Below are 19,128 nucleotides of genomic sequence, written 5' to 3' on the forward strand. Positions count from 1 at the left end.
GGCGGAGAGGAGTACGCCATGACCGACGCCCTGGAGATGGACGCGCTGTGGGACGAGTTCCACCGCGTGGTCAACATGACCTCCCAGGAACTCGCAGCCTGGCTGCGGGTCCTGGACGCCGGCGAGGACACCGAGCCGCTGCCCGAGCATGCGGGCCCGCCGACCGGACGGCATGTCCTCGCGATCCTGCAGAAGCGGCGCACGGATCTGACCGACGACGACATCCAGGTGATGCATGAGGTCGTGGACACCGTGACCGCCCAGCAGGACTTGTACGACGAACCGGAGCCCGAGCGTGCCGAGGACGAGGACCGCCGCCATCGGCTGATGACCATCGGCCACGACCCGCTCAAGCCGCCGAAGTGAGATCACCGTGCCCCGCCGCGACAAGGCGGACCGCGTCGTGGGAGAACTCGTCCGCGAACACGGTCACACCTACGCCGAGGAAGCGGGTATCCCGCTCAAGGACGCCCCGCAGCCGCTCTACCGGCTGCTGCTGATGGCCCTGCTGCTCAGCGCCCGCATCCGCACCTCGATCGCCCTGGAGACGGTGCGGGCGCTGCAGGAGGCGGGTCTGCGCGATCCGCGGCGCATGGCCGGGGCCGACTGGCAGGAGCGTGTGGACGCGCTCGGCCGGGGCGGCTACCGGCGCTACGACGAGCGGACGGCGACCCAGCTCGGCGACGGCGCCGAGCTGCTGACGGAGCGTTGGGGAGGCGATCTGCGCCGGCTGCGGAAGGAGGCGGACGGGGACATTCCGACGCTGCGCGAGTTGCTTCAGGAGATTCCGGGGATCGGGCCGGCCGGCGCCGACATCTTCCTGCGGGAGGTGCAGCGGGTCTGGCCGGAGGTGGCGCCGTACGTGGACGCCAAGGCGCTGTCCGGAGCCGAGCGGCTCGGGCTGCCCAAGGACCCGGAGAAACTGGTGGGGCTGGCCGGCGACACCGAACCTACGGTGCTGTCCGCCGCGTTGGTGCGGGCGGCACTGGACAAGAAGGTGGCGGAGGGCGTGCTGGAGCACGCGGCCTAGGACCGCCGCCTCGGCGACCGCCGGCACCGCACGCGAGGGGAGAAGGGCCGCTGCCGGATCCGGCGGCGGCCCATCCGTATGGCACATCCCGCAGCTCGGGTTAATCTTGCCGCCGTACCGGACACGGGGTGCCCCGCTCGGGGCTGAGATCACACCCGTCGAACCTGAACCAGTTCGTACTGGCGGAGGGATGTCTTTCATGCCTTTGGCGCATGTTCCCGGCGGGCTGCCCGCCGACAGCCGGCGAGCCGTCTTCGACGGGCGGATGCCCACCGCACCCGGCGATCTCCGCATCGAGGGGCACGGCATCGAGCCGGTTCCCGAGACCCGTCGCTACGGAGGCCCGGGCCGCCTGTTCACCGTGTGGTTCGCGCCCAATCTGACCATGACCGGTGTGTTCACCGGCACCATCGGTATCGCGCTCGGGCTCGACTTCACCACCGCCCTCGCCGCGGTCGTCCTCGGTACGGTGCTCGGCGCGGTGCCCACCGCCTATCTGAGCACCTGGGGCAGCCGCACCGGCGCCGGTCAGCTGCCGCTCGCCCGGCTCGCGTTCGGGCGGGCGGTGGCTCTGCCGGGTGTGCTCCAGTGGCTGTCGTCGGTCGCCTGGGACGCGCTGATCGGGCTGTTCGGCGGGGACGCGCTGGCCCGGCTGTGCGGCTGGCCGTTCTGGCTGGGTGTCCTGGTGGTGATGCTCGCGCAGGGAGCCCTGGGGGTCCTCGGATACGAGGCGATCCACCGCCTCCAGATCGTGATGACGTTCGTCCTCGCGGCCGCCTTCTCGCTGATCGCCCTGCGGATGTCAGGCAGCGTCCACCCGGCCGCCACGGGCAGCGCACACGGCGCCGACCGGGCGGGCGCGTTCGTGCTGACCAGCACCATCGCGCTCAGCCTCGCCCTGTCGTGGGCGCCGTACGCCAGCGACTTCAGCCGCTATCTGCCGCGTGCCACCTCCCGCTCCCGGATGTTCTGGTGCACGCTGCTCGGACTGGTGGTGTCCTTCGTGGCCGTACAGGCCCTCGGGCTGTGGGCGGCGGCCGCGCTCACCGACCAGACGGCGGCGGGGGTCGAGGCGCTGCTGGGTGGAGGCGCGGCCGGGGCCTTCGGACTGCTGGCCGTGGCGCTGGCGGCACTGTGCAGCAACGCGATGAACGACTACAGCGGTTCCCTGGCGCTTCAGACGGTGGGCGTGCGCATGCCGCGTCCGGCGGCGGCCGCGCTCGCCGCGCTGCTCGGCTTCCCGCTGGTGCTGTGGATGCACGCGGCGGACACGACAGCCCGTTTCCAGAACGTCCTGCTGTTCGTGAGCTACTGGATTCCCGGGTTCGTGGCGATCGTGGTCACCGACTGGCTCGCCCGCCGCGGCACCGGCATCGATCTCGCCGCCGAGACGGCCCGGCCGCGGCCGGTGTGGCCCCCGCTGCTGGCGTTCACCGTGGCGTTCGCGGCGGCGGTGCCCTTCATGGACACCGGCCTGTACGTGGGTCCGGTCGCCCGCGCGCTGCACGGCGCCGACGTCTCGTACTACGTGGCGTTCCTGGTGGCGCTCGCGGTGTACGCGCCGCTGCGCGCCCGAGAGACCCGAGAAGCCCGGAAGGTCCGGCAGTCCCGAGAGGAGGGTCGCGCATGACCGCGCCGCCCCGTGTGCTGACGATCGCCGGATCCGACTCCGGCGGCGGCGCCGGGATCCAGGCCGACCTGAAGACCATGCTGGCGCTCGGCGCGCACGGGATGAGCGTGGTCACCGCGGTGACGGCCCAGAACTCGGTGGGCGTGCAGGGTGCCTGGGAGCTGCCCGTGGAGGCGGTCCGCGCCCAGTACCGCAGCGTCGTCGACGACATCGGCGTCCAGGCGGTCAAGACCGGGATGCTCGCCTCCCCCGCGCTGGTCACGACGGTGGCCGATCTGCTCGCGGACATGGCCGCCCCGGTCGTGGTGGACCCGGTGAGCGTCTCCAAGCACGGAGACCGGCTGCTCGCCGACGACGCGCTGGACGCCCTACGCGGCCGGCTGCTTCCGCTCGCCACGGTCACCACACCCAACCTGGACGAGGTCGCCGAGCTGACCGGTCTGGAGGTGACCGATGAGCCCGGCATGCGCCGCGCGGCCGCGCACCTGCTGTCGTACGGGCCCCGGTGGGTCCTGGTGAAGGGCGGGCATCTGCCCGGGGCGGCCGTGGACCTGCTGACGGACGGCTGCGAGGAGCACTGGTTGCGCGCCGAGCGCCACGACAACCGGCACACCCACGGCACGGGCTGCACCCTCGCCTCGGCCGTCGCGGTCGGGCTCGCGCAGGGCCTCACGGTGCCCGAGGCGGTACGACGGGCCAAGGGGTACGTCACGGCGGCCATCGCGGCGGGCTTCGCGCTGGGCGCCGGCATCGGGCCGGTGGACCACGGGTGGCGACTGCGGGAGGCGGGGGCGTAGGGGACGGGGGTGGGGCGTCGATGACCGGGTGACCGTCGGCTGCACGCTCGTCGGGGTCGTGGTCGCCTCGGCGGTCGGCATCGACCCGGCCTGGTCGGCGCTGGGCGGAGCGCTGGTCCGCGCCGGCCGTGCGCTCGTCCGGCGCCGGGCCACCCCGCTCACGGCGGTACGGGCCGCCGCGCCGTCGTTTCCGGCGTTCGTCCTGGCGCTGGGCATCGTCGTGCGGGCCGTCGTCAACCACGGGCTCGCGGACGCCTCGACCGGCTCGTCCCGGGTGGGACGGGACTGCCCGCCCTGCTCGGGATCGCGGCCCTGGCGGCCCTGCCGGCCAATTCGATCAACAACCTGCCGGCGGTGCCGGTCCTGCTGCCGCCGGCCGTGCCGTCCGGGCCCGGCGCGGTGCTCGCCGCCGTGCTCGGCGTGAACATCGGTCCCGATCTCACCTGTGCGGGGTCGCCGGCCACGCTGCTCTGGCGGCGCCATCGCCCACCGGTACAGCCGCGGCGTCGACCTCAGGGAGTTCACCCCGCTCGGGGCCATCGCGGTACCGGCCGCCCTGGCGGGCGCAGTGGTGGCGTTGTGGGCCTCCCTCCACCTCGTCGGGCCATGAGCGCATGGCCCGCCCGGGGGGCCGGCGCCCGGCCGGCGCAGATCGCTCTTCTCGCGGTGAGCAACCGGTGACCCGCCGTCCGTACTTGACCGGTACAGCGGTACGAGCCGTACCGAGCGACATCCGCCGCACCCGCCGGGCACGCGGGCACGGGGCGGATCCGGACCCGAGGAGCACAGCATGCAGGCGACCGCGCAGATCGGCGTCACCGGACTCGCGGTGATGGGCCGCAATCTGGCCCGGAACTTCGCCCGGCACGGGTACACCGTCGCCGTGCACAACCGCACCCCGACCAGAACCAAGGCGCTGGTCGAGGAGTTCGGACACGAGGGTGCCTTCGTGGCCGCCGAGACGGCCGAGGAGTTCGTGGCGGCACTGGAACGTCCCCGCCGCCTCATGATCATGGTGCAGGCGGGCGCGGCCACCGACGCGGTGATCGAGGAGTTCGCCCCGCTGCTGGAGCACGGCGACATGATCATCGACGGCGGGAACGCACACTTCGCGGACACCCGGCGCCGTGAGCGGTCGCTGCGCGAGCGTGGCATCCACTTCGTCGGCGCGGGCGTCTCGGGGGGCGAGGAGGGCGCCCTGCACGGGCCGAGCATCATGCCCGGCGGTTCACCGGAGTCGTATGCCGCGCTCGGTCCGATGTTCGAGAAGATCAGTGCGAAGGTCGACGGCGAGCCGTGTACGACGCACGTCGGCACCGACGGCGCGGGGCACTTCGTGAAGATGGTGCACAACGGTATCGAGTACGCCGACATGCAGCTGATCGGCGAGGCGTACGACCTGCTGCGTCAGGTGGCCGGACTCTCCCCCGCCGCGATCGCCGAGATCTTCCGCGAGTGGAACAAGGGCCGCCTCGACTCCTATCTGATCGAGATCACGGCCGAGGTGCTGTCCCATGTGGACGCGGCGACCGGCAGGCCGTTCGTGGACGTCGTCGCCGATGCCGCGGGGCAGAAGGGCACCGGGCGCTGGACCGTGCAGACCGCGCTGGAGCTGGGCTCCCCCGTGACCGCCATCGCCCAGGCCACCTTCGCCCGTGCCGCCTCCGGCCAGTCGGCGCTGCGCGACGCGTACCGGGGGCTGCCCGGCGGCACCCGGTGGGACCTCACCTCGTACGAGGCCGAGCGCTTCACCGCGCAGGTGGAGCAGGCCCTGTACGCGTCGAAGCTGATCGCCTACGACCAGGGCTGGAAGATGATCCTGGACGCCGCCGAAGAGTTCGGCTGGACCATCGACCTCGGGGCGGTCGCCAGGATCTGGCGCGGGGGCTGCATCATCCGGGCCGCCTTCCTGGACCGTATCCGTGCCGCCTACGCCGTGGACCCGGGCCTGGTCAGCCTGCTGTCCGACGCGGGATTCGCGGCGGAGATCAGGGATGCGCAGGTGCCGTGGCGCGAGGTGATCGCCACCGCGGCCCGCCGGGGCGTGCCGGTGCCCGCTTTCTCGGCGTCGCTGTCGTACTACGACTCCCTGCGTGCCGAGCGCCTGCCGGCCGCGCTCACCCAGGGCCAGCGCGACTACTTCGGCGCCCACACCTACCGGCGCGTCGACCGCGAGGGCAGCTTCCACACGCTGTGGGGCACGGCCGACCGCACCGAGACGCAGGCCTGACCGGGGCGGCGGACGACGGACGGTCCGGGCTCCCGCAAAGGGCGCCCGGACCGGGGTCGACATGCCGTGCAGCCGGGCCGCGCTTAGGCTGACCAGGGCCGGTGCCGGCCTGCCGGCCGGCCGCCGGGACGGCGTGCCGGTATGCCGACGGGACGGCGTGCCGCTATGCCGACGGGACGGCGTGCCGCTATGCCGGCCGATCGACCGGGCCGGCTGTCCGGACACTCGCATCGATCCGAGATCAGGAGCCATCGTGGTCGACAGTCCGCTGATGCTGGTGACCGGGGCGGCCGGGAGTGTGGGATCGGTGGGACGCCGGGTGGTGGACGACCTTCGGCGGCGGGGGCACGCGGTGCGCGCGCTCGTGCACCGGGAGGACGAGCGCGCCGATGCGCTCCGCGAAACGGGTGCGGAGGTGACGGTGGGAGACCTGACGCGCCCGGCGGACGCGGTGCGGGCGCTGGACGGCTGTCATCGCATGTATTTCGGCATGGGCGTGTCGTCGCAGTACCTGGAGGCGGCTCTCGTCACCGCCGCGGCGGCGCGCGCTTACGGCCGTCTGGAGGTCTTCGTCGACATGTCGCAGATGACGGTCTCCCGGATGGACCTCACCAGCACCGCCGAATCGACACAGCAACGCGAGCACTGGCTCACCGAGCAGGTGCTGGACTGGTCCGGTCTTCCCGTCACCCATGTGCGGCCGACGGTCTTCATGGAGAATCCGTTGTTCCGGATCTTCTGTTTCGCCTCGATCGCACGTGACGGGACGATGCGGCTTCCTTTCGGTCAGGGCCGCACCTCTCCGGTGGCGGCCGAGGACGTCGCGCGTGTCGTCGCCGCCGTTCTCGCCGATCCCGCCGCACACATCGGCCGCGTCTACGAGCTGACCGGACCGGTCTCGCAGGACATGGCGGCCATGGCGGAGGAGTTGTCCTCCGCGCTGGGCCGTCCCGTCACCTACGTCGACCTGCCGTACGGCGAGTTCGAGGACGAGCTGAACCGGCAGGGCCTTCCGGACCATGTCGTCGAGCACCTGACCACCATGGCGCTGCTGCACGCGCAGAACCGCTATGACCGCGCGACCCACGACGTGGAGAAGGCCACCGGGCGGCCCGCCTCGGGCGTACGGGAGTTCGTCCAGCACAACCCTGAGCTGTTCCGGTCCGCCGACGCGTCATGAACCCGTGAGGCCGAGTCATGAACACAGAGTTCGATGTGGTGGTCCTGGGTGCGGGGCCGGGTGGGTATGTGGCAGCCATTCGATGCGCCCAGCTGGGTCTCAGGACCGCGATCGTCGAAGGACGGTTCTGGGGCGGAATCTGCCTGAACATCGGCTGCATCCCGGCGAAGGCACTGCTGCGAAACGCGGAAGTGGCACGGCTGGTGCTGCATGAGGCGGACACCTTCGGCGTGCGGTTCGACGGTGCGGTGAGTCTCGACTACCGGGCGGCGTACCTCAGGAGCCGCAAGGTGGCCGACGGGCGCGCGAAAGGCGTCAACTATCTGATGCGCAAGAACGACATCGCGCAGTTCGAGGGGCAGGGAACGTTCGTCGATCCCCACACCCTGAACGTCCGGATGTCCACCGGGGAAGCCACCCTCACCTTCGCCCACTGCATCATCGCCACCGGCTCCACCGTGAAGCTGCTGCCGGGGACCCGCCTCGGCAGACGCATCGTGACCTATGAGGAGCAGATCCTCTCCGACCACGTGCCCGGGAGCATCATCATCGCCGGAGCGGGCGCGATCGGAGTGGAGTTCGCCCACCTGCTGCGGGCTTATGGCGTCGACGTCACGCTGGTCGAGTTCTTCGACCGGATCGCTCCCCTGGAGGACGAGGAGGTCTCCGCGGAACTGGCCCGGCAGTTCCGCCGGCAGGGGATCACGGTGATGACGTCCACCCGCGTGGAGTCGATGGAGGAGACGGCGAACGGAGTGCGCGTCGTCGTCTCGCAGGGCGGCCAGGAGCGGGTCCTGGAAGCGGACACGGTGCTCCAGGCCCTGGGCTTCCAGCCGCGCACCGCCGGGTATGGGCTCGGGCAGGCGGGCGTCCGGCTCACCGACCGTGGTGCCATCGACATCGACGGCCGGTGCCGTACCAGCCGGCCGCACATCTTCGCCATCGGGGACGTCACGGCGAAACTGATGCTCGCCCATGCCGCCGAGGCGATGGGAGTCATCGCCGCGGAGACCATCGCCGGTGCCGAGACGATGGAGCTCGACTACCGCATGATTCCGCGGGCCACGTTCTGCCAGCCCCAGGTCGCCAGTTTCGGCTGGACCGAGAGGGAGGCCAGGGAGGCGGGGTTCGATGTCCGTGCCGCGAAGTTCCCCTTCACGGCGAACGCGAAGGCGCACGGATTCGGCGACACGGCCGGCTTCGTGAAGCTCATCAGCGACGCCCGCCACGGCGAGCTTCTGGGCGCGCATCTGATCGGCCCGGACGTCACCGAGCTTCTTCCGGAACTGACCCTGGCGCAGAAATGGGATCTGACGGTGACCGAGCTGGTGAGGAACGTGCACGCGCACCCCACGCTGAGCGAGGCGGTCCAGGACGCCCTGCACGGCCTGGCCGGGCACATGATCAATCTGTGAGCGAGGCGGCCACGTGGCTCGGGCGCACACGACCTGACCGACAACGCGCTCGTCGTGATCACAGGTCCTCGCCGTCGGGGCGATCTTGGACGCCGTCCGGTCGAACGCTGATGTAGCGTCATACGCACGGAAGGGGGCGGCGTTTCCGTAGGTCCACGGCTCGGTCGGCCCGGCGCGCCGGTCGTGCGGGAGGTGCCGTTGTGTGGGGGCGTCTCCGCAGTGATGCAATCTGCGCGTTACCTGCGCGGAGTCGTCATGTGCTTAGGGTGGTGAACGTGGCGGGAGGGTTCGAGTCGTTTCGCGGGCCGGCGATGGCGGAGCCGCCCACGCCTGGGGCCGCACCCGTGCCGGGCATCGGCGTCCCGTCCCGGCTCGGTGAGCTGCGCTCGGCGGCGGCGCGGATCGGCACCACGCTCGATGAGGACACCACGTGCGCCGAGCTGGTGCGAGAGATCGCCGGGCAGGTCGGTGGTGCGGCGGCCGTGCTGCGCGGCGGGCGCGAGTTCCGCGCACGGTACGAGGCCGTCGCCGGAAACGCGGCCGTGCTGCCCGACCCCTGGCTGACTGTGGCCGCGGCTGAGGAGGCGGTGGGCTCGCGAGAGAACTCACTCCCGTCTGCGGTGGCGGGCCACCGGGGGCCTGCGCTCTGCGTGCCGCTGGTCACGAACGGTCACTGCTACGGCGTGCTGGTGAGCGCCCGGGAGAGAACACCGTTCACCCACGAGGAGACGGAGGTCCTGACGTTCCTCGCCGAACACGCCGCCTCCCACATCCGGCACGCCCGGGAGCATGACGCGGTGAGCGGCATCGTCGGAAAGCTCCAGCGTGCCCTGCTGTCGGCTCCGGGCCGGCCGCACCCCAATCTGGATGTGGCCGTCCGCTACCTCCCCGTCGGGCAGAGCGCGCTGATCGGCGGGGACTGGTGCGAGACCGTCCGGCTGCACTTCGGCCGTACGCTGCTCGTGGTCGGCGATGTCATGGGCCACGGTCTGGAGGCAGCCGTCGACATGACCGCCTACCGCTCGTCCCTGCGCTACATCGCCTCCGCCGATCTGCCGCCGCACCGCGTGCTGCGCCAGCTCGACGAGCTCGCTGCCGGCGAGCCGGACCGCAGGCCCGCGACCTGCCTCATCGCACAGATCGACCCCAATCGCAGCCAGGTGACGATCACGAGCGCGGGCCATCTGCCGCCGGTCGTGATCGACGAGCAGGGCAGCGCCTGCCTGTTACCCATACCGGTCGGCCCACCTCTGGGCACCGGGCTGGGCGGCTACGAGCCGGCCACCTACCGGCTGGAGCCGTCCCAGACGCTGGTCCTCTTCACCGACGGGCTCGTCGAGCGCCGCGGTGAGGACATCGACCAGTCCCTGCGCCGACTCGCCGGGGTCGGCTTCGAGGCCGCCTCAGGCGTCGAGGACGTCCTGGACACGGTGCTCGCCCGCCTCGACGCCCGCCACGCGGAGGACGACGTCGCGGTACTGGCCGCCCGGCTGCACCATCGCTCCATGCCGGCACCCGACACGCAGACCTGAACCGTGGGTCGACCGTCGGTCTCGTGTCCGGAAGGGCTGCGGACTGCGCCCGCCAACGCGACAGGGGCCCTCCGAAGAGAGCCCCTGACCCGCGAAAACTTCCGACTTCACTGTCGGGACGACAGGATTTGAACCTGCGACCCCTTGACCCCCAGTCAAGTGCGCTACCAAGCTGCGCCACGTCCCGTTGCCCGCCTGACCTGGGGTTTCCCCCGGCCGAACGTGCACAGAAACAATACCGCACTCGGGACGGTGGTCGCGCACCCGTTTATGCGCCATTCACCCCTGTCGTCGCTCTCCTGCCGTCACTCTCCTGTCGTCACCCTCCGGCCGGCAGGCCGAGCTCCGGGTGGTGGTCGAGGAGCCGGGGCGTGGCCGCCTGACGCCAGGAATCGGCGAGGATGTCCCGCAGCTCGGCCTCGTCCTCCAGGGCGGCGAGGCGCACCCGGATCCAGGCGAACTGCGCCTCGTGCCCGGCGACCCAGAACTTCCCGGGCTCGGCGAGCACCAGCTCGTCCCGCTCCTCCCTGGGACAGCGCACCGCTACGGACGTCTCGTCCTCGGGCAGCGTGGCGAACATCTTCCCCGCGACCCGGAACGTGGGCATGTTCCAGGCGGTCTTCTCGGCCGTCTCGGGCAAGGACAGAGCGATACGGCGTACGTCTTCGGCGTCCGGCATGCTCCGCACCGTAGCCAATGGCACTGACAGTCGGCTGCCGCTCAGGGGGAGCAGGCCCCGACCCGTTTGTAGAAGAGCGTGGTCGGGTGCAGCGCTCCGGCCGGTGTCGTCGCGTAGTCCGGTATCTCCCCCGCACAGGTCCAGCCCGCGGAGCGGTACAGGAACTCGGCCGGGCTGCCGGTCTCCGTGTCCAGGTGAAGCAGGGTGATCCCGGCCTCGGCGGCGGCCCGCTCCGCGGTGGTCAGCAGCCGGCGTCCCAGGCCCCGGCCGCGGGCCTCCCGGTGCACCATGAGTTTGACCAGTTCGGCGCGGTGACGGCTGTTCGCCTTGTCCGGGAAGGCGAGGCTCACGGTGCCCGCCACCCGGCTGCCCGCCGACGCCGCCCACACCGTGAGACTCCCCGCGTCGACCGCGGCCGCCCGCTGCCGCCACCAGGCGAGGGCCTCGGCCCGGTCGAGCGGGGCGAGGAACCCGACGGAGGCGCCGCCGTCGACGGCGTCGGTCAGCAGGTCGGCCAGCTCCTCGGCACGGCCGAGCACGTCGGGGCCGCCGAGCCGGACGATCGCGGTCATGGAAGCACCACCACCAGCGCGTAGCGCACATGGCCGGGGCCCGGGCAGCGAAACCGCGTCGGGCCCCACACCCGCAGCCGCAGGCAGTCACCGGCGGCGAGCCGGTGCTCTCCATCCTGGGCGGTCACCTCCAGCGTCCCGTCGAGGACCCAGATGTGCTGTTCGAGCCCGGGCACGGGCGGCCGGTCGTAGGCGATGTCGGCGCCCGCGGCGAGCCGTCCCTCGACGAGTTCGCCGCGCAACCCGGGGTGCGGAGGAGACACGGAGCGCCGTACGAAGCCGGAGGCCGCGTCCTGCCACACGGCCTGTCCGGCGGCGCGCACCACCTGGGCCGGCTCCGCCTCCACCTCGCTCAGCAGCTGGGACATGGTGCGGCCGTAGACGCCGCACAGCCGGTTGAGCATCGAGGCGGTGGGGCTGATCTCGGCGCGTTCGGCCCGGGAGAGCGTGGAGCGGCTGACTCCGCTGCGGTCCGCCAGCTCGCCCAGCGACCACCCCCGCTCCGCCCGCAGTTCGGCGAGGCGCACGGCCAGCCGGGCGTCGACATCGGCGGCATCGGCGGCATCGGCGGTGCCCATGACGTGGGATTCCATTCGGGGGAGCCTATCGCAACCGTCCCATATTCGGGACTACGTCTCAGATGTGAGACGAAGAGGGAAGGCTGCCGTGCCCGGCGCGGTCCTACCGTCAGTCGACCGCCGCGGCCTCCGCAAGCGCATCCAGTACCGGGCGGATCAGCGGGTGCTCCTCCGCCCCGCGACGCACGGCCGCGAAGACCCGGCGGGTGGGCGCGACGCCGTCGACGGGGCGGACGACCACACCGGTGAGGTCCATCCCGCGCAGGGCGGAGCGGGGCACGAGCGCCACACCCGCGCCTGCCGAGGCGAGCGCCACGACCGCGCGGAAGTCGTCCGAGGAGTGCTCGAGGCGGGGCTGGAACCCGGCGTGCTCGCAGGCCAGGACGACGACGTCGTGGCAGGGGTTGCCCGGGTACGGGCCGATCCACGGGTCCTTGGCCAGCTCGGCCAGCGGGACCTCGGGTGCGTCGGCGAGTCGATGGGTGACCGGCACGACCGCGTCGAAGGGCTCGGCGTAGAGCGGGACGGGCGTGAGCCGGGGGTCGTCCGCAGCGGGCGCGCCCCGGTACTCCACGGCGACCGCGACGTCGACCTGCCGGTCCAGGACCATCGGCAGGCTCGCGTCGCCCTCGGCGTCCTGGACCCGGACCCGAATGCCGGGTGCGGTGTGCGTGAGCCGGGCCAGCGCGGGGGCCACCACCAGGCCGATGCCGGTGGCGAACGCGGCCAGCGTCACCGTGCCCGCCGATCCCGCGCCGTAGGCGGCCAGCTCGGCCTCGGCGCGTTCCAGCTGGGCGAGGACGGCGTGGGTGTGGCCGAGCAGGATCTCACCGGCCGGAGTCAGCCGTACTCCCTTGGCGCTCCGCTCGACCAGCCGGTGACCGGTCTCCTGTTCCAGCGCGATGAGCTGCTGGGACACGGCGGAGGGCGTCAGGTAGAGCGCGGCGGCAGCGGCCGTGACGGTGCGGTGGTCGGCCACCGCACGGAGGATGTGCAGCCGCCGCGCTTCGATCATGCAAACGATTATCGCAAGACGTAGGGGCGGTTCAGCCCTCCAGCTCCGCCCTGGCCGCCACGAACGCGTCGACCGCGCGGTTGACGTCGCCCGTGGAGTGCGCGGCGGACAGCTGCACCCGGATGCGGGCCTGGCCCTGCGGGACCACCGGGTAGGAGAAGCCGATGACGTACACCCCGCGCTCCAGCAGCAGTTCGGCCATGCGTCCGGCCTTCGCCGCGTCGCCGATCATCACCGGGGCGATCGCGTGGTCGCCCGGCAGGACGTCGAAGCCCTCCTCGGTCATCCGGCGACGGAAGAGAGCGGTGTTCCCGGCCAGCTTCTCGCGCAGGTCGCCCGCCGACTCCAGCAGGTCGAGCACCTTGAGCGAGGCCGCCGCGATCACCGGGGCGAGGGTGTTCGAGAAGAGGTACGGCCGCGAGCGCTGGCGCAGCAGGGCGACGATCTCGGCGCGGGCGGCCACATAGCCGCCGGAGGCGCCGCCGAGCGCCTTGCCGAGGGTGCCGGTGATGATGTCGACGCGGTCCATGACACCGTGCAGCTCGGGGGTGCCGCGGCCGCCCGGGCCGACGAAGCCGACGGCATGCGAGTCGTCGACCATGACCATGGCGTCGTACCGGTCGGCGAGGTCGCAGATCTCCCGCAGCGGCGCCACATAGCCGTCCATGGAGAACACACCGTCGGTGACGACCAGCTTGCGGCGGACACCGCCCTCGGACGCCTCCTTCAGTTGCCGCTCCAGGTCCGCCATGTCGCGGTTGGCGTAGCGGAAGCGGCGGGCCTTGGACAGGCGGATGCCGTCGATGATGGAGGCGTGGTTGAGGGCGTCGGAGATGACGGCGTCCTCGGGGCCGAGGAGGGTCTCGAAGACACCGCCGTTGGCGTCGAAGCAGGAGGAGTACAGGATCGTGTCCTCCTGGCCGAGGAACGCGGACAGCCGCGCCTCCAGCTCCTTGTGCACCTCCTGCGTACCGCAGATGAACCGCACGGACGCCATGCCGTAGCCCCAGCGGTCCAGCGCCTGGTGGGCCGCGGCGATCACCTCGGGGTGGTCGGCGAGACCGAGGTAGTTGTTGGCGCAGAAGTTGAGCACCTCACCGGGGCGGCCGCCCGCGGTGACGTTCACGGTCGCAGACTGCGGGGTGCCGATCACACGCTCGGGCTTGTGCAGCCCGGCGGCCCGGATCTCGTCGAGGGTGGCGCGCAGGTCGTCGCGCACGGAATCGAACATGGGGAAGCTCCTCAAAGTGCTTGCGCGGGAAGGCGGTACATACGGGGGACGAGCGCGGGACGGGAGCTACGCGGTCCAGTCCAGGATGATCTTGCCGCCCCGGCCGCTCGCCGCGTCCTCGAACGCCGCCTCGTGGTCGCGGTAGTCGTACCGGCCGGTGATCACGGGAGAGAGGTCGAGCCCGCCCTCGAGCAGAACCGACATCGCGTACCACGTCTCGAACATCTCGCGCCCGTAGATGCCCTTGATCGTGATCATGGAGGTGACGATCCGGGCCCAGTCGACGGGGAACTCCTGGGACGGCAGCCCGAGCATGGCGATCCGCCCGCCGTGCGTCATGTTGGCGATCATGTCGCGCATCGCCTCGGGGCGGCCGGACATCTCGAGGCCGATGTCGAAGCCCTCGCGCAGGCCGAGCTCACGCTGGCCGTCGGCGATCGTCGCGTCGGAGACGTTCAGCGCGAGACTGACACCGATCTTGCGCGCCAGCGCCAGACGCTCCTCGCTCACATCGGTCACGACGACGTTGCGTGCGCCCGCATGCCGGGCCACGGCCGCGGCCATCAGGCCGATCGGACCGGCACCGGTGATCAGGACGTCCTCGCCCACCAGCGGGAACGACAGGGCGGTGTGCACCGCATTGCCGAACGGGTCGAAGATCGCGGCGACGTCGAGGTCCACGGGGACCCGGTGCACCCAGACATTGCCGGCGGGCAGGGCCACGTACTGGGCGAACGCGCCGTCGCGCCCGACACCGAGCCCGACCGTCGCGCGGCACAGATGGCGGCGCCCGGCCAGGCAGTTGCGGCACTTCCCGCACACCAGATGGCCCTCGCCGCTGACCCGGTCGCCCACCTTGACGTCCACGACGTCCCGGCCCGTTGCGACGATCTCGCCGACGAACTCGTGCCCGACGACGAGCGGAGTGCGGATCGCCTGCTGTGCCCAGCCGTCCCAGGCCCGGATGTGCAGATCGGTGCCGCAGATGCCGGTCCGCAGAACCTTGATCAGTACATCACCGGGTCCAACGGCGGGCTCGGGAACGTCAGTGAGCCAAAGCCCGGGCTCCGCCTTCTCCTTGACCAGCGCCTTCAACGCTACGGCTCCTGTGAGTGAGGTCCCGGTTCCGGGCACGGTGAAGGAACCCGCAACGGGGAGAGGAGTGGAATCGCGTAGCAATCTGCCCTACGGCGACGCACCGGTCCATCGAGGATTTCTTAAGCGCCGCCACAGCTTTCCTTCACGCCGCCTCAGGTCGCGTCGCTCTCCCGTCGGCCGATTCCCTCCGCCAGCTCCGCGGCCAGCGTCTTGATGGTCTCCAGACCCGCCCGGCCCCAGGGACGCGGTTCCACGTCGGCGGCGCAGACCGTGCCGAGGGCGGTGCCCGTGCGGTCGACGAGCGGCGCGCCCAGATAGGAGCGGATGCCGATCTCGTCGACGACGGGGTTGCCGGCGAAGCGGGGATAGTCGCGGACGTCCTCGAGGACGAGCGCCTTGCGACGGACGACCACATGCGGGCAGAAGCCGTACTCGCGGCCCAGGTGACGGGCCGGCTGCCCCGTGCCGTCCGGGGTGGTGACGGCGGTCAGCGGGCGGTCGTCGGGCTGGTGGAGCCCCGCGAAGAACTGCCGGTGCTCGTCGATGAAGGTGACCATCGCGTACGGCGCCGCGGCGAGTGCCGCCACCCGGTCCGCGAATTCGTCGAACTGCGGTTCGGCACGCTCTCCGAGTCCGAGCCGGCGCAGTCGGCGGACGCGCTCGGGAGCGTCTTGGTCCTCGGGGGTCAGCAGCAGTCGGCTCAGGGTCATGTGCGGGCTCCGCGCGTGGGGACCGGTGCCGCCGGGGCGTGCGCGAGGAGGTGGCGGACGAGCGTGAGCAGGGTCTGCACTCCCGAGCTGGAGATACGGGCGTCGCAGCGCACCACGGGGACCTCCGGGCCGAGGTCGAGGGCGGTGCGCACTTCCCCGGGGTCGTAGCGGTGGGCGCCGTCGAACTCGTTGACGGCGACGATGAATCCGACTCCGCGCTGCTCGAAGAAGTCGACGGCGGCGAAGCAGTCCTCCAGACGGCGGGTGTCGACGAGGACGACCGCTCCGAGTGCGCCCTCGGACAGCTCGTCCCACATGAACCAGAACCGTTCCTGTCCGGGCGTGCCGAAGAGGTACAGCACGTGCTGCGGGTCCAGGGTGATACGGCCGAAGTCCATCGCCACGGTCGTCTCGACCTTGTTCTCGATCCCGTCGAGGCTGTCGGTCGCGGCGCTGACCGTGGTCAGCAGTTCCTCCGTGCTCAGCGGCGCGATCTCGCTCACCGCGCCCACGAAGGTCGTCTTGCCCACTCCGAACCCTCCCGCCACCAGGATCTTCAGCGCGGTGGGGAAGGGGTCAGAGCTGTCGTCGTAGTCCATCGAGCACTGCCTCCAGAAGAGACCGATCAGTGGGGTTGGGATGGAATGAGGGGAGTTTGGTGGTGAGTGACCCGCAGTCGACGAGGTCGGACAGCAGCACCTTGGTGATCATCGCGGGCAGCTTCAGATGCGCGGCCACCTCGGCGACCGAGACGGGGACCCGGCACAGTCCGAGCGCCTGGGAGTGCTCGGGGCCGAGATGGCCGAGGGGGGCGGTGCCGGTGGCCCTCACCTGGGAGAGCAGCGTGAGGACGGTGCTCGGTCGGGTGCGGCCGTTGCTGACCGTGTAGGGACGGATCAGCCGTCCGGCGGCGTCGTCGAGCCAGGGGCCGTCGCCGGCCGGGGTCACGCTCGAGGCCGGGTCGCCGAGGGCTGGGCGGCGCTCCGGCGGGGCGCGGTGGCCAGATAGGGCCTCATGCTCTTGACCAGCATGGCCATCTCGTAGCCGAGAACGGCCGCGTCGGCCTCGCGGTCGGCGAGGACGGCGAGACAGCTGCCGGAACCGGCGGTGGCGACGAAGAGCAGGGTCGAGTCGAGTTCGACGACCACCTGCCGTACGTCGCCGCTGTCCCCGAAACGGACGCCCGCGCTGCGGCCGAGCGAGTAGAGGCCGGAGGCCAGGGCGGCCATGTGGTCGGCGCTGTCGGTGTCGAGGCCGTGCACGGACTTCACCAGCCCGTCGCAGGAGAGGAGGACCGCGCTTCTGGTGTGGGGTACACGCTGCACGAGGCCGCTCATCAGCCAGTCGAGATCGGAGACTTGGGCGGTCGGCACATCGCTCGCCATGGTGGATCGACTCCTTGGGGTACGCAGGTCCGCGAGAGCGGGTGGGGGTGGGGGTGGGGGCGGGGGTGGGGGTGGGCGTCGGGGTCATCCGGCCGGTCTGTTCCCGTGATGACGTGCCGTCAGGTCGGGGTCGGGAGGGCGCTGGGCGGCCCCGGGCTCCGCGCGGACGGCCGTCTCGGCGCGGTCCGGCTCAGACTGCTGCCGCGCCTCCGCGAGGTGGATGCCCCGCTGGAACGCGGCCATCAGGCCCGGATCGTGGCCGGAAAGCCGGCCGGCGTCCTGGCGGACGGGCGCGGTGGGGCCGCCGCGGAGCTGCGGTGCGATGTGTTCCTGGGCGCGTCTGCGGGGCAGTCGGGGCTTGCCCATGGTGCCGCGCACGGCGCCCGTCTGCGACGTCGGACGCCTGCCGGGAGCAGCCACCTGCCCGCCGGGCGCCACCGCGGGCCCGCCCGGGGCCTCCACGGGGGCCGGACGGTCACCGGGGCGGACGCCGGGCAGCGCTTCGGCGGGGTTGGCGCGCGGGGCGTCGGCATCGCGTACGGGCAACGGTGACCGCGCCCGGCCGGCCGGGGTCCCGTGCTCCCACGGCTGCCGGGGGCCGGGCGGCACGGGATGCTCCGAGGCGCCCGGTGAGGAGCCGACGGCCTGGCCGTCCCACGGCGGCGGCGCCGGGGCGTGCATACCCGCCGGGTCCGGGTCCCCTGCGCTTGGGCCACCAGGGGGCACGAGCGGTGTCCTCCCCGTGTGCGTCGTCTGCGGAACGACCGGTGTCCTCCCCGTGTCCCTCCCCTGGGGAATGGCCGGTGTCATGACCTCGGCCGTGCCGGGAGCGCCCCCCAGCAGGCTCTGCGGCACCACGAGCACGGCTTGGACACCGCCGTAGATGTTGGTCTGCAAGCGGACGTGGATGCCGTGGCGGCGGGCGAGTTGGGAGACCACGAACAGGCCGATACGGCCGTCCGCCAACAGGCCGGCGACGTTGACCTGGTCGGGGTCGGCGAGCAGGGCGTTCATTCTGTTCAGTTCGGCCGGCGGCATGCCGAGCCCGCGGTCCTCGACCTCCACGGCGAGTCCCGAGGTGACGAGGCCCGCCCGCAGCAGCACTTGAGTGTGCGGCGACGAGAACACCGTGGCGTTCTCGACGAGTTCGGCGAGCAGGTGGATCACGTCGGCGACGGCATGCCCCCGCAGGGTGCCCTCGATCGGCGGCACGAGTCTGACCCGCGCGTACTGCTCGACCTCGGCGGTCGCGGAGCGCAGCACCTCTGTGACGGGCACCGGGGTGCTCCATTGGCGGCGGGAGACGGCGCCGCCGAGCACCGCGAGGTTTTCGGCGTGGCGCCGGATGCGGGTGGCGAGGTGGTCGACGTGGAAGAGGCCTTTGAGCAGGTCGGGGTCCTCGATCTCGTTCTCCAGCTCGTCGAGGATCGAGATCTCCCGGTGCACGAGGGACTGAAGGCGCCGGGCCAGGTTGAGGAACACCTCCAGTTTCTGTTCGCTGCCGGCCTGGCTGGAGAGCTGCGAGGCCTGCACGACCGCGGCTACGGCGCCGTCGTGGGCGCGCGCCAGCTCGGCGGCGAGCAGTTCGAAGTCGTCGGCGTCCTCTGCGGGTTTGCCGTGCGGCCTGTGTGCGGGCGGTGCCTCGCCGCGGCGCAGCGTCTCGACCAGAGCATGCAGATCGGCCTCGCCGCTGGCGCTGGCGCGGCGCAGCGCGTCGATGCGTTCCCGTACGCAGGTCGCGGTGCGTTCGGCGGCCACCGCGGCGATCACGATGCCCGCGAGGGCCACGGCGAGGGCGCCCGCGAGGACTGCCCAGAAGGTGGAGGTGGGCCGCGCGCCGGTGGTGCGGACGGTGAAGAGCACGGCGGCGCAGGCGCTCAGGGCCACCGCGACGGGCGGCAGGATCGCAAGGCGCAGCAGCTGGGGCCGTATGGGGGTCTCGACCGGTGAGGGGGTGGTGGGGGCGACCGTTCGCCCGTGCCGCCCGCCCTCACGGCGGTCTGCGCGTGCGGCCGGTGCGCGGAGGTGAGACATCGGCGTCCTCGT

The 19,128-nt window shown here is 71.9% G+C and carries 19 protein-coding genes, 1 tRNA gene, 1 pseudogene and 1 riboswitch; of the genes and pseudogenes, 9 read left to right on the top strand and 12 right to left on the bottom strand.

Annotation, left to right across the window (positions count from 1 at the left end):
- The first annotated feature begins 18 nt into the window (after positions 1–18).
- From ABZ876_RS33960 to ABZ876_RS34000, 9 genes and pseudogenes are all read left to right on the top strand, one after another.
- Entirely contained in the window at positions 19–366 is a 348-nt protein-coding gene (locus tag ABZ876_RS33960) for a DUF3140 domain-containing protein (protein ID WP_361789022.1), read from the top strand.
- 7 nt (positions 367–373) lie between these two features.
- On the top strand, positions 374–1,030 hold the full coding sequence (locus ABZ876_RS33965) for an endonuclease (RefSeq protein ID WP_361789024.1): 657 nt from the start codon (positions 374–376) through the stop codon (positions 1,028–1,030).
- A gap of 114 nt (positions 1,031–1,144) precedes the next feature.
- Positions 1,145–1,238, top strand: a riboswitch (TPP riboswitch).
- A complete protein-coding gene (locus tag ABZ876_RS33970; RefSeq protein WP_361789026.1) occupies positions 1,230–2,660 on the top strand; it encodes a cytosine permease in 1,431 nt (476 codons plus the stop codon). (Overlaps the previous riboswitch by 9 nt.)
- Complete coding sequence (gene thiD / locus ABZ876_RS33975; protein ID WP_361789027.1) at positions 2,657–3,457, top strand: bifunctional hydroxymethylpyrimidine kinase/phosphomethylpyrimidine kinase; 801 nt, start codon at positions 2,657–2,659, stop codon at positions 3,455–3,457. Before ABZ876_RS33970 ends, thiD begins: the two co-directional genes overlap by 4 nt.
- Before the next feature lie 28 nt (positions 3,458–3,485).
- A pseudogene (locus ABZ876_RS33980) lies at positions 3,486–4,067 on the top strand (ArsB/NhaD family transporter); the annotation flags it as partial.
- A gap of 180 nt (positions 4,068–4,247) precedes the next feature.
- The gene (gene gndA / locus ABZ876_RS33985) at positions 4,248–5,687 is read left to right on the top strand and encodes an NADP-dependent phosphogluconate dehydrogenase (RefSeq protein WP_361789029.1); all 1,440 of its coding nucleotides are present in this window, start codon (positions 4,248–4,250) and stop codon (positions 5,685–5,687) included.
- A gap of 253 nt (positions 5,688–5,940) precedes the next feature.
- Entirely contained in the window at positions 5,941–6,867 is a 927-nt protein-coding gene (locus tag ABZ876_RS33990) for an NAD(P)H-binding protein (RefSeq protein ID WP_361789031.1), read from the top strand.
- A gap of 17 nt (positions 6,868–6,884) precedes the next feature.
- Entirely contained in the window at positions 6,885–8,282 is a 1,398-nt protein-coding gene (gene lpdA / locus ABZ876_RS33995; protein WP_361789033.1) for a dihydrolipoyl dehydrogenase, read from the top strand.
- Positions 8,283–8,557: 275 nt separating this feature from the next.
- Entirely contained in the window at positions 8,558–9,814 is a 1,257-nt protein-coding gene (locus ABZ876_RS34000) for a GAF domain-containing SpoIIE family protein phosphatase (protein ID WP_361789035.1), read from the top strand.
- A 113-nt stretch (positions 9,815–9,927) separates the two neighbouring features.
- Here ABZ876_RS34000 and ABZ876_RS34005 read toward each other — a convergent pair.
- The 12 genes from ABZ876_RS34005 to ABZ876_RS34060 form a co-directional block, all read right to left on the bottom strand.
- A tRNA-Pro gene (locus tag ABZ876_RS34005) sits at positions 9,928–10,001 on the bottom strand.
- Between the two features lie 132 nt (positions 10,002–10,133).
- Positions 10,134–10,493, bottom strand: coding sequence for an MmcQ/YjbR family DNA-binding protein (locus tag ABZ876_RS34010; RefSeq protein ID WP_361789037.1), 360 nt, complete (start codon positions 10,491–10,493; stop codon positions 10,134–10,136).
- A 41-nt stretch (positions 10,494–10,534) separates the two neighbouring features.
- Complete coding sequence (locus ABZ876_RS34015) at positions 10,535–11,065, bottom strand: GNAT family N-acetyltransferase (RefSeq protein WP_361789039.1); 531 nt, start codon at positions 11,063–11,065, stop codon at positions 10,535–10,537.
- Positions 11,062–11,658 carry an XRE family transcriptional regulator gene (locus tag ABZ876_RS34020; protein ID WP_361789041.1) on the bottom strand — a complete coding sequence of 199 codons (597 nt, stop codon included), beginning with the start codon at positions 11,656–11,658 and terminating at the stop codon, positions 11,062–11,064. Before ABZ876_RS34020 ends, ABZ876_RS34015 begins: the two co-directional genes overlap by 4 nt.
- A 94-nt stretch (positions 11,659–11,752) precedes the next feature.
- Complete coding sequence (locus tag ABZ876_RS34025) at positions 11,753–12,658, bottom strand: LysR family transcriptional regulator (RefSeq protein ID WP_361789043.1); 906 nt, start codon at positions 12,656–12,658, stop codon at positions 11,753–11,755.
- Between the two features lie 31 nt (positions 12,659–12,689).
- Positions 12,690–13,889: a glycine C-acetyltransferase gene (locus tag ABZ876_RS34030; protein ID WP_361789045.1), complete on the bottom strand. Its 1,200-nt coding sequence runs from the start codon at positions 13,887–13,889 to the stop codon at positions 12,690–12,692.
- Between the two features lie 66 nt (positions 13,890–13,955).
- On the bottom strand, positions 13,956–14,984 hold the full coding sequence (gene tdh / locus ABZ876_RS34035; RefSeq protein WP_361789047.1) for an L-threonine 3-dehydrogenase: 1,029 nt from the start codon (positions 14,982–14,984) through the stop codon (positions 13,956–13,958).
- 155 nt (positions 14,985–15,139) lie between these two features.
- A complete protein-coding gene (locus ABZ876_RS34040) occupies positions 15,140–15,697 on the bottom strand; it encodes a GAF domain-containing protein (RefSeq protein ID WP_361789049.1) in 558 nt (185 codons plus the stop codon).
- Entirely contained in the window at positions 15,694–16,296 is a 603-nt protein-coding gene (locus ABZ876_RS34045) for an ATP/GTP-binding protein (RefSeq protein WP_361789051.1), read from the bottom strand. Before ABZ876_RS34045 ends, ABZ876_RS34040 begins: the two co-directional genes overlap by 4 nt.
- Complete coding sequence (locus ABZ876_RS34050; protein WP_361789052.1) at positions 16,274–16,645, bottom strand: DUF742 domain-containing protein; 372 nt, start codon at positions 16,643–16,645, stop codon at positions 16,274–16,276. Before ABZ876_RS34050 ends, ABZ876_RS34045 begins: the two co-directional genes overlap by 23 nt.
- Positions 16,642–17,082: a roadblock/LC7 domain-containing protein gene (locus tag ABZ876_RS34055; protein WP_361789054.1), complete on the bottom strand. Its 441-nt coding sequence runs from the start codon at positions 17,080–17,082 to the stop codon at positions 16,642–16,644. Before ABZ876_RS34055 ends, ABZ876_RS34050 begins: the two co-directional genes overlap by 4 nt.
- Before the next feature lie 84 nt (positions 17,083–17,166).
- Positions 17,167–19,116 carry an ATP-binding protein gene (locus ABZ876_RS34060; RefSeq protein ID WP_361789056.1) on the bottom strand — a complete coding sequence of 650 codons (1,950 nt, stop codon included), beginning with the start codon at positions 19,114–19,116 and terminating at the stop codon, positions 17,167–17,169.
- Positions 19,117–19,128 lie beyond the last annotated feature (12 nt).

Source organism: Streptomyces sp. NPDC046931 (assembly GCF_040644655.1).
In the GTDB taxonomy this organism is placed as follows: Bacteria; Actinomycetota; Actinomycetes; order Streptomycetales; family Streptomycetaceae; genus Streptomyces.